Origin of the sequence: Kitasatospora sp. NPDC048239 (assembly GCF_043202015.1) — a bacterium.
Classification (GTDB): Bacteria; Actinomycetota; Actinomycetes; order Streptomycetales; family Streptomycetaceae; genus Kitasatospora.
In genome coordinates this window covers 60154-67098 of record NZ_JBICZP010000024.1, presented here as the reverse complement: position 1 = coordinate 67098, position 6945 = coordinate 60154, and the positions used below count along the sequence as shown (strand labels likewise).

General features: G+C 74.4%; 8 protein-coding genes. 2 read left to right on the top strand and 6 right to left on the bottom strand.

Annotated features, from left to right (window positions below; translation table 11 throughout):
* Positions 1-194: 194 nt before the first annotated feature.
* Positions 195-434 (bottom strand): DUF397 domain-containing protein, encoded by a 240-nt coding sequence (locus ACGFZP_RS37115; protein ID WP_392941302.1) that lies wholly within the window; start codon positions 432-434, stop codon positions 195-197.
* A gap of 290 nt (positions 435-724) precedes the next feature.
* On the opposite strand from ACGFZP_RS37115, the gene ACGFZP_RS37110 reads away from it, so the two are divergent.
* Both ACGFZP_RS37110 and ACGFZP_RS37105 read left to right on the top strand, forming a co-directional pair.
* Positions 725-1264, top strand: coding sequence for a PTS-dependent dihydroxyacetone kinase phosphotransferase subunit DhaM (locus tag ACGFZP_RS37110; RefSeq protein WP_392941295.1), 540 nt, complete (start codon positions 725-727; stop codon positions 1262-1264).
* Positions 1265-1449: 185 nt separating this feature from the next.
* A complete protein-coding gene (locus tag ACGFZP_RS37105) occupies positions 1450-2379 on the top strand; it encodes an NAD-dependent epimerase/dehydratase family protein (RefSeq protein ID WP_392941294.1) in 930 nt (309 codons plus the stop codon).
* Positions 2380-2445: 66 nt separating this feature from the next.
* On the opposite strand, the gene ACGFZP_RS37100 is transcribed toward ACGFZP_RS37105, so the two are convergent.
* The 5 genes from ACGFZP_RS37100 to ACGFZP_RS37080 form a co-directional block, all read right to left on the bottom strand.
* A complete protein-coding gene (locus ACGFZP_RS37100) occupies positions 2446-2934 on the bottom strand; it encodes an NUDIX domain-containing protein (RefSeq protein WP_392941293.1) in 489 nt (162 codons plus the stop codon).
* Between the two features lie 9 nt (positions 2935-2943).
* Positions 2944-3591: a NeuD/PglB/VioB family sugar acetyltransferase gene (locus ACGFZP_RS37095; protein WP_392941300.1), complete on the bottom strand. Its 648-nt coding sequence runs from the start codon at positions 3589-3591 to the stop codon at positions 2944-2946.
* Positions 3592-3691: 100 nt separating this feature from the next.
* Positions 3692-4447, bottom strand: coding sequence for a sugar transferase (locus ACGFZP_RS37090; RefSeq protein ID WP_392941292.1), 756 nt, complete (start codon positions 4445-4447; stop codon positions 3692-3694).
* Between the two features lie 42 nt (positions 4448-4489).
* On the bottom strand, positions 4490-5791 hold the full coding sequence (locus ACGFZP_RS37085; protein WP_392941290.1) for a glycosyltransferase: 1302 nt from the start codon (positions 5789-5791) through the stop codon (positions 4490-4492).
* The gene (locus ACGFZP_RS37080) at positions 5784-6743 is read right to left on the bottom strand and encodes a polysaccharide deacetylase family protein (RefSeq protein WP_392941288.1); all 960 of its coding nucleotides are present in this window, start codon (positions 6741-6743) and stop codon (positions 5784-5786) included. Before ACGFZP_RS37080 ends, ACGFZP_RS37085 begins: the two co-directional genes overlap by 8 nt.
* Positions 6744-6945: the final 202 nt, after the last annotated feature.

Below are 6945 nucleotides of genomic sequence, written 5' to 3'. Positions count from 1 at the left end.
TCCGGTCCGGCAACAACGGCTCTATCCGCGCCCACTGCGCGTCAGTCAACGGCACGACCAGACCAACGATCCGATGATCGGAAAGAAACGCCCTAGGTCTTTGGGGACCGGCAGGACGGACCCGAGCAGGACGTTCGGGCGGGGCGGATCGTACGGAAGCGGGCCCCGGCGAGGGGGCCCGCTCGAATCCCGCCTCAGGTGAGGTCGAACTCGCCGTCCCGTGCGCCGAGCACGAAGGCCCGCCACTCTCCGGGCGTGAACACCAGAACCGGGCCGTCCTCCTGGCGACCGTCCCGCATCCCGATGTAGCCGTCCACGAAGGCGATCTGGACGTCCCCGACACCCTGGCTGCTGCACAGCCAGGTCGCCCCGGTGAAGTCCACCCTCGGCTTCCCGCTCGGCGCGAGTTCCTGTGCCGCGCCGGCCGTCTCCACGTCAGTCCCGATGTTGGCTGCCACTATCCGGTCTCCTCCCGACGGCTTGTCGGAGGCCAGCCTAGCCACCGCCGTCGCCGAGTTCAGCGGGTTGCCGAGGACTCCCCCGACCGGGGACCGGTCCCTGCTATCCGCCCCACTCTCCGACCCCGCCCTCCGACCCCGTCGGCCGCCCGGCGGTGCCGGACGGCTCCTAAAGCGGGGCCGGGCCGGCCGTGTCCCGCGCCGCGGGGCGGCGGACAGCTGCCAGAGTGTGGAAGGCCCCCACCCATCGCCCCCAGGAGAAGCCGATGAGCCGCCGGGACGGCACCCGCGCCGATGTCATCCCCATCTCCGAGGCCCCCTCGGCCCACCCCCCGGCGCCCCGCACCCCGCCCGGCCGCACCCCGCTGCCCCGGACCGCGCCGGGTCGGCCGCCAGCGCACGGACGGGTCGGGATCGTCCTGGTCTCGCACAGCCGGGACCTCGCCACCGCCGTCCGCGCCCTGGCGCTCGCGCTGGTCGGCTCCGACTCCCCCGCCCCGGTCGTCGGTACCGGTGGCGACCTGGTGTCCGGCCCCGGAATCAGCGCGGTACTGGTCGCCGCCGCCACCCGCCGGGTCGACCAGGGCCACGGGGTGGTGGTGCTGGCGGACCTGGGCGGCGCGGTGGGCACCGTGCGCGCCCTGCTCGCCGCCGCGGACGAGCACGGCCTGCCGTTCCCGGTCCGGTTCGCCGACGCCCCGTTCGTGGAGGGCGCGGTGGCCGCCGTCGCCACCGCGACGGCCGGCGGTGACCTAGCGGCGGTGCTGGACGCCGCCGAGGAGGCCTACCGGCAACGCAAGGACTGACCGGGCCCCGTCCCAGGCCGCCCCCCCCCCCCCCCCCCGACTCCCCGTTTCGGCAGGTCAGGACCGGCCCGGTGCGGCCGATCGGCCGGGTATCAGCGTTCCACCCCACGGCGGGTGACCGCCCGGCTACCATCGGCGCAGGGCCGGCCGAGCGGGCCGGGTGGTCGGAGGGGGGAACCTCAGCCATGCACGTGGTCGTCACCGGCGGAGCCGGATTCATCGGAGCCAACCTGGTCCGGGCCCTGCTGGCCCGCCCCGAGGTGGCCCAGGTCCGGGTCGTGGACAACCTGTCCACCGGCAGCAAGGCCAATCTGGCCGGTACCGACGCCGTGCTCTACGAGGGCAGCATCCTCGAACCCGCCCTGCTGGACGAGGCCTTCACGGGTGCCGACGCGGTGGTCCACCTGGCCGCGCTGCCCTCCGTCCCGCGCTCGGTGAGCGATCCGCTCGCCAGCCACCACGCCAACGCCACCGGCACGCTGGAGGTGCTGGAGGCCGCCCGCCGGGCCGGCGGGCTGTACGTGGCCGCCGCCTCCTCGTCCTCGGTCTACGGCGCCAACCGCGAGCTGCCCAAGCGCGAGACGATGCGCACCGCCCCGATGAGCCCGTACGCCGTCAGCAAGCTGGCCACCGAGGCGTATCTGGCGGCCTACCACCACTGCTACGGCCTGGGTGTGCTGCCGCTGCGGTTCTTCAACGTGTTCGGCCCGCTGCAGCCCGCCGGGCACGCCTACGCGGCCGTGGTGCCGGCCTTCCTGGACGCCGCGCTGGCCGGCCGCCCGCTGACCGTGCACGGGGACGGCGGCCAGAGCCGGGACTTCACCTACGTCGGCACCGTCACCCAGGTGATCACCGAGGCGGTGCTGCGCCGGGTGGTGCACGCCGACCCGGTGAACCTCGCCTTCGGGACCCGCACCACGCTCCTGGAGCTGGTCGGCGAGCTGGAGTCGGTGCTCGGCCACCCCGTCGAGGTGGCCCACACCGAGGCCCGGCCCGGCGACGTCCGGGACTCCCAGGCGGACAACTCCCGCCTGCGCGAGCTGTTTCCGGACGTCAGGCCGGTGCCGCTGCGCGAGGGGCTGGAGCGGACCGCGGAGTGGTTCGGCACGCTCTGACCGCCGCCTGGCGGACTCTGACCGCCGCTCGGCGCGTTCGGCGGCCGACCGCGCCGCGGAGGCCGGTCAGGGCCGCTCCTTGCCCTCCCACTCGAAGGCGGCCGGGCCCCGGCACTCCAGCGCCTGCCGCAGCCGCTGGTGCTCGGACTCCGTCATCGGCGGCAGCGCGTCCAGGGCGTACCAGCCGACCGCGAGCGACTCGTCGTCGTTGACCTTGGCCTCGCCGCCCACCGCACGGCAGCGGAAGGTGAGGTTCAGGTACTGCGTCACGTCGCCGTTGCGGTAGACCACCTCGGGCGAGACGTCGACGGAGGCGAGCAGCTCCGGGACGGCGATGACGCCGGTCTCCTCCAGGCACTCGCGCACCACGCCGTCGGCTGGCTGCTCCGCGGGGTCGAGGATGCCCCCGGGCAGCGCCCAGCGGCCGTCGTCGGTGCGCTGGGCGAGCAGCACCCGGCCCTCGTCGTCGAAGACGGCGGCGACGACGGAGCTGAGCCAGAGCGGGCGGGTGCCGACGAGGGACCGGAGTTCAGCGAGGAACGGGGGGATGGCCATGCCCCGAGCCTATCCAGGAACCCCCTTGCGCAGCGGCCTGGCCGGCGAGCCGACGACCACCTCGCCCGGCGGCACGTCCCGGGTCACCACGGCGGCGGCGCCGACGAAGGCGCCCGCACCGATCCTGCGGCCCTGGAGCACGACGGCGTTGCTGCCGACGGTCGCGCCGTCGGCGAGCAGGACCGCGCCGGAGACGTTGCCGCCCGGATAGACCGTCACCCGCTCCCCGAGCACGCTGTCGTGGCCGACGGTGGCGTTGTAGTGGACCTGGCTGTGCGCGCCGAGCCGCACGCTGCTGGACACGTACGCGCCGCCCATCACCAGGCAGCCGGGGCCGAGCACGGTCTCGGGCGCGACGATCGCCCGGGGGTGGACCAGGGTGGCCGGAACGGCGCCGAGGCCGTCCAGCAGGGCGGTGAGCCGCTGTCGGACGACCGGGTCGGCGATACCCACCAGGTAGTGGGCGCCGGGCGGCACGGTGTCGGGCCTGCGGACGGGCAGGCCGCGGACGGTGGCGCCGTGCTGCCGGTCGTCGAGGAAGCCCGCCACCGGGACGCCGGCCGCGAGCGCGGTGTCCAGCGCCTCGCGGCCGACACCCCCGGCGCCGGCGATCCAGAGCTCTCGCTGTTCGTCGGGCATGGCGGTCATGGCGGGCATGGCGGTCACGGCAGTCATCCTGCCCCAGGCGGTCTCAGCCGCCCGGTCGGGTCGGTACGGCTTCTTTGCAGACCCCTGCGGGCCGGGTTCGCCGACGGGTTCAGGACGCCTCCTCGACGGCGGTGCGGACGGGCTGCGCGAGGCGCGAGGAGGTGGCCTGCCGGGGCAGGCTGATGGTCTGCCGCGGCTTGGGAGCGGTGACGGCCGAGGTGGCCGCGGTGACGACGGAGGTCGCGGCCGTGGTGGCGGCCGAGGTCGCGGCCGTGGTGGCGGCCGGCTCGGTGGGCGCCGGGAAGCCGGGGTTGACCCCGCCGGCGGCGGTGACACCGCTGGGGCGCAGCAGCACCTTGACGGTGAGGGCGAGAATCCGCAGGTCGAGCAGGAGCGAACGGTGCTGGACGTACCAGAGGTCCAGCTCGATGCGCTGGGGCCAGGTGATCGAGTTGCGCCCCTGGACCTGGGCCCAACCGGTGAGGCCGGGCCGGACGTCGAGGCGGCCGCGCTGGCGCCGGGAGTAGTGGACGACCTGCTCGGGCAGGGTGGGCCTGGGCCCGATCACGCCCATCTCGCCGCGTGCGACGTTCCACAGCTGCGGCAGCTCGTCCAGGCTGGTCTTGCGAAGCAGGTCGCCGAGCCAGGTGATGCGCGGTGCGTCCGGCTCCTCGGGGAAGCGTTTGTCCCGCATGGTGCGGAACTTGAGGATCGCGAACTCCTTGCCGCGCCACCCGGTTCTGGTCTGGCGGAAGAGCACCGGTCCGCCCATGGTGCAGCGGATCAGCAGGGCGATCAGCAACCCCAGCGGAATCGCGACGATTCCGGCCAGAACGGTGACCGCGAGGTCCCCCCCTCGCTTCATGACGGTCCTTCCCCCTGATGCGGTGTGGTGGGTGCGGTGGGCTCAGTCGACCGTCCAGGGCAGTCCCTTGGCGCGGGCGACGGCCGCGTAGGTCTCCAGCGAGACCCGGGCGACGGCGCGCTGGTCGAAGTGCGCCGTGGCACGGTGCCGGGCTGCGGCGCCCAGCCGTTCGCGCAGACCGGGCTCGGTGAGAAGCCGGTCCAGCGCGCTGGTGAGGGCCCGGGCGTCGCCGGGCGGGGTGAGGAGGAGGTGCTCGTCGTGGGTGCCGATCTCCCGGCAGCCCCGGATGTCGCTGAGCACCATCGGGAGGCCGCCGGCGGCGGCCTCCATGCCGGAGCGGGAGAACCCCTCCCGGTAGGAGGGAAGGACGAAGACGTCGAGGGCCGCGTACACGGCGGGCATGTCGGCCCGGGTGCCGAGGAACTCGACTCCGGACTCGGCGCCGTGCGCGTCGGGCTTGTCGGGGTCGTCCGGACCGATCCAGACGAACCGGGCCTTGCCGGCCAGCGCCCGGGCCGCCTCGGCGTACTCGCCGATGCCCTTCTCGGCGACCCGCCGTCCGACGCCGCCGACCAGCAGCTCCTCCGGGCCGACGCCGATCTCGGCGCGCAGCCGGGCGCGGGTGCGGGCACGGTCGCCGGGGTCGGTGGCGAAGCGGGTGAGGTCGACGCCGTTGCCGACGACCCGTGAGCGGCGGGCCGGGACGGCGCGGGCGAGGGTCCGCCGGTCCTCGCCGTTCTGGTACAGCTCGGCGTGCGAGAAGCGGGCCGCGAAGGCCTCGGCGCCGAGGACGAACGCCCGCTTGGCGAGCGGGTCGTGGGCCTGCGCCCAGAGGCCGTGGCAGGTGTTGACGACGACCGGCACGTGGGCGAGGCGGCCGAGCACGCGGCCGAGCACCCCGGTCTTGGGGTTGTGGGTGTGCAGGACGTCGGGGCGCAGCCGGTCGAGGACGGCCAGCAGCTCGCGGGCGGCGGCGGCGTCGGCACGCGGCTGCCAGGCGCGGGTGAGGTTGTGCAGGGGTTCGTGGCGGACGCCGATGGCGGTGAGCTGGTCGACGTAGGGGCCGGGCGCGCTGATGCCGTAGGTCTCGAAGCCGGCCTCCAGATTCACCTTGAGCTCGGTGGCGAGGAGGAGGTGCAGGCTCATGTCGACCGTGGTGAGGTGGGCGACGCGCAGCGGGCGGCCGCCGGGGCCGCGCAGCCGCGGCGGCGGTGTGCGGGTCTCCGCTGCCGCCGCCGGCTGACGGGGGTCGGGTGCGGGGTTGCGGGGTTCAAGGGCGGGGTTGCGGGGTTCGGGGTTGCGGGGTTCGGGGTCGCGGGCTTCGGGGTTGCGGGCTTCAGGCACGGGCGCCCACCGCCTTGGCGGTGGCGACGATCCGGGCGTAGGTCCGTTCGGGGATCAGCCGCCCGTACAGCTTGGCGCGGTAGAACTCGATCGGGTCGGTGCGGCGGACCGGTACCCGGCACAGCCGTACCGGGTCGAAGCCGGGCGTGTTGCGGCCGACCTCGCCGGTGGCGGCGGTGCGGAAGCGGGCTCGCAGGGCCGGCTCCATGTGCGGGACGGGCACGCCCCAGGTGTAGGCGTAGTGGCGCGGGCGCAGACCGAGGTGCTGTTCGACGTCGTCGTTGCAGGCGTCGAGCTCGGCGGTGGAGAGCAGTTCGGGGCGGGCGTGGCTGCGGGTGTGGTTGGCGACGGTGCAGAGGCCGGAGTCGGTCATCTCGCGCAGCTGCTCCCAGCTGAGTGCCGGGGCGCCCGCGGTCTTGGCGGTCGAGCCCTCCCAGCGCATCTCGCCGCCGATGTGCCCGCTGGCGAGGTAGACGGTGAACGGGAGGGAGCGCTCGCGCAGCAGGGGCCAGGCGTTCTCGTACACGTCTGCGAAGCCGTCGTCGAAGGTGAGCACGGTGCTGGGGGTGCGGCGGTCGGCCTCGATCCGGTCGACGGCCTCGTCCAGGGAGACCACCCGGCCGGGCGGCAACTCGGCGAGCAGGTCGGCCTGGGCGGTGAAGGCGGCGGTGGTGACGTCCAGCTCGTCCGGGCTGCCGCCGCCGACGCGGTGGTAGATCAGGACGGTGGCGCCCTCGCCCGGGCGGGACCCAACCCTGGCGGCCAGTCGGCGCTTGACCTGGGCGCGGATGCCGCCGCTGGTGTCGGTCGATCCGGTGGTCTGGGTGGATCCGCCGGTCTCGGTGGATCCGCCGGTCTCGGTAGATCCGGTGGTCTGGGTTGATCCGGTGGTGTCGGCGGTTCGGGTGTCGCCGCCGGTGTCTGCCGACGCGGGCACGGCGGTGCCGCTCATCGCTCCCCCTCGGGCTCGGCTCTCCGCCTCTGCGGCACCCTCCCCGGCGCCGTCAAGTGGCCATGCGTCCGCCGCAGTTGGTGCGGTGAACGGGATTCACAGTAGGGGGAACTGTGGGGCTGGTGGCCCGGAATTGTGAAAGAAGCGAGAAGGAGTAAGCAGATGGGCCGAAAACCGGCCGATCTGACCGGTTGGGCTCGAT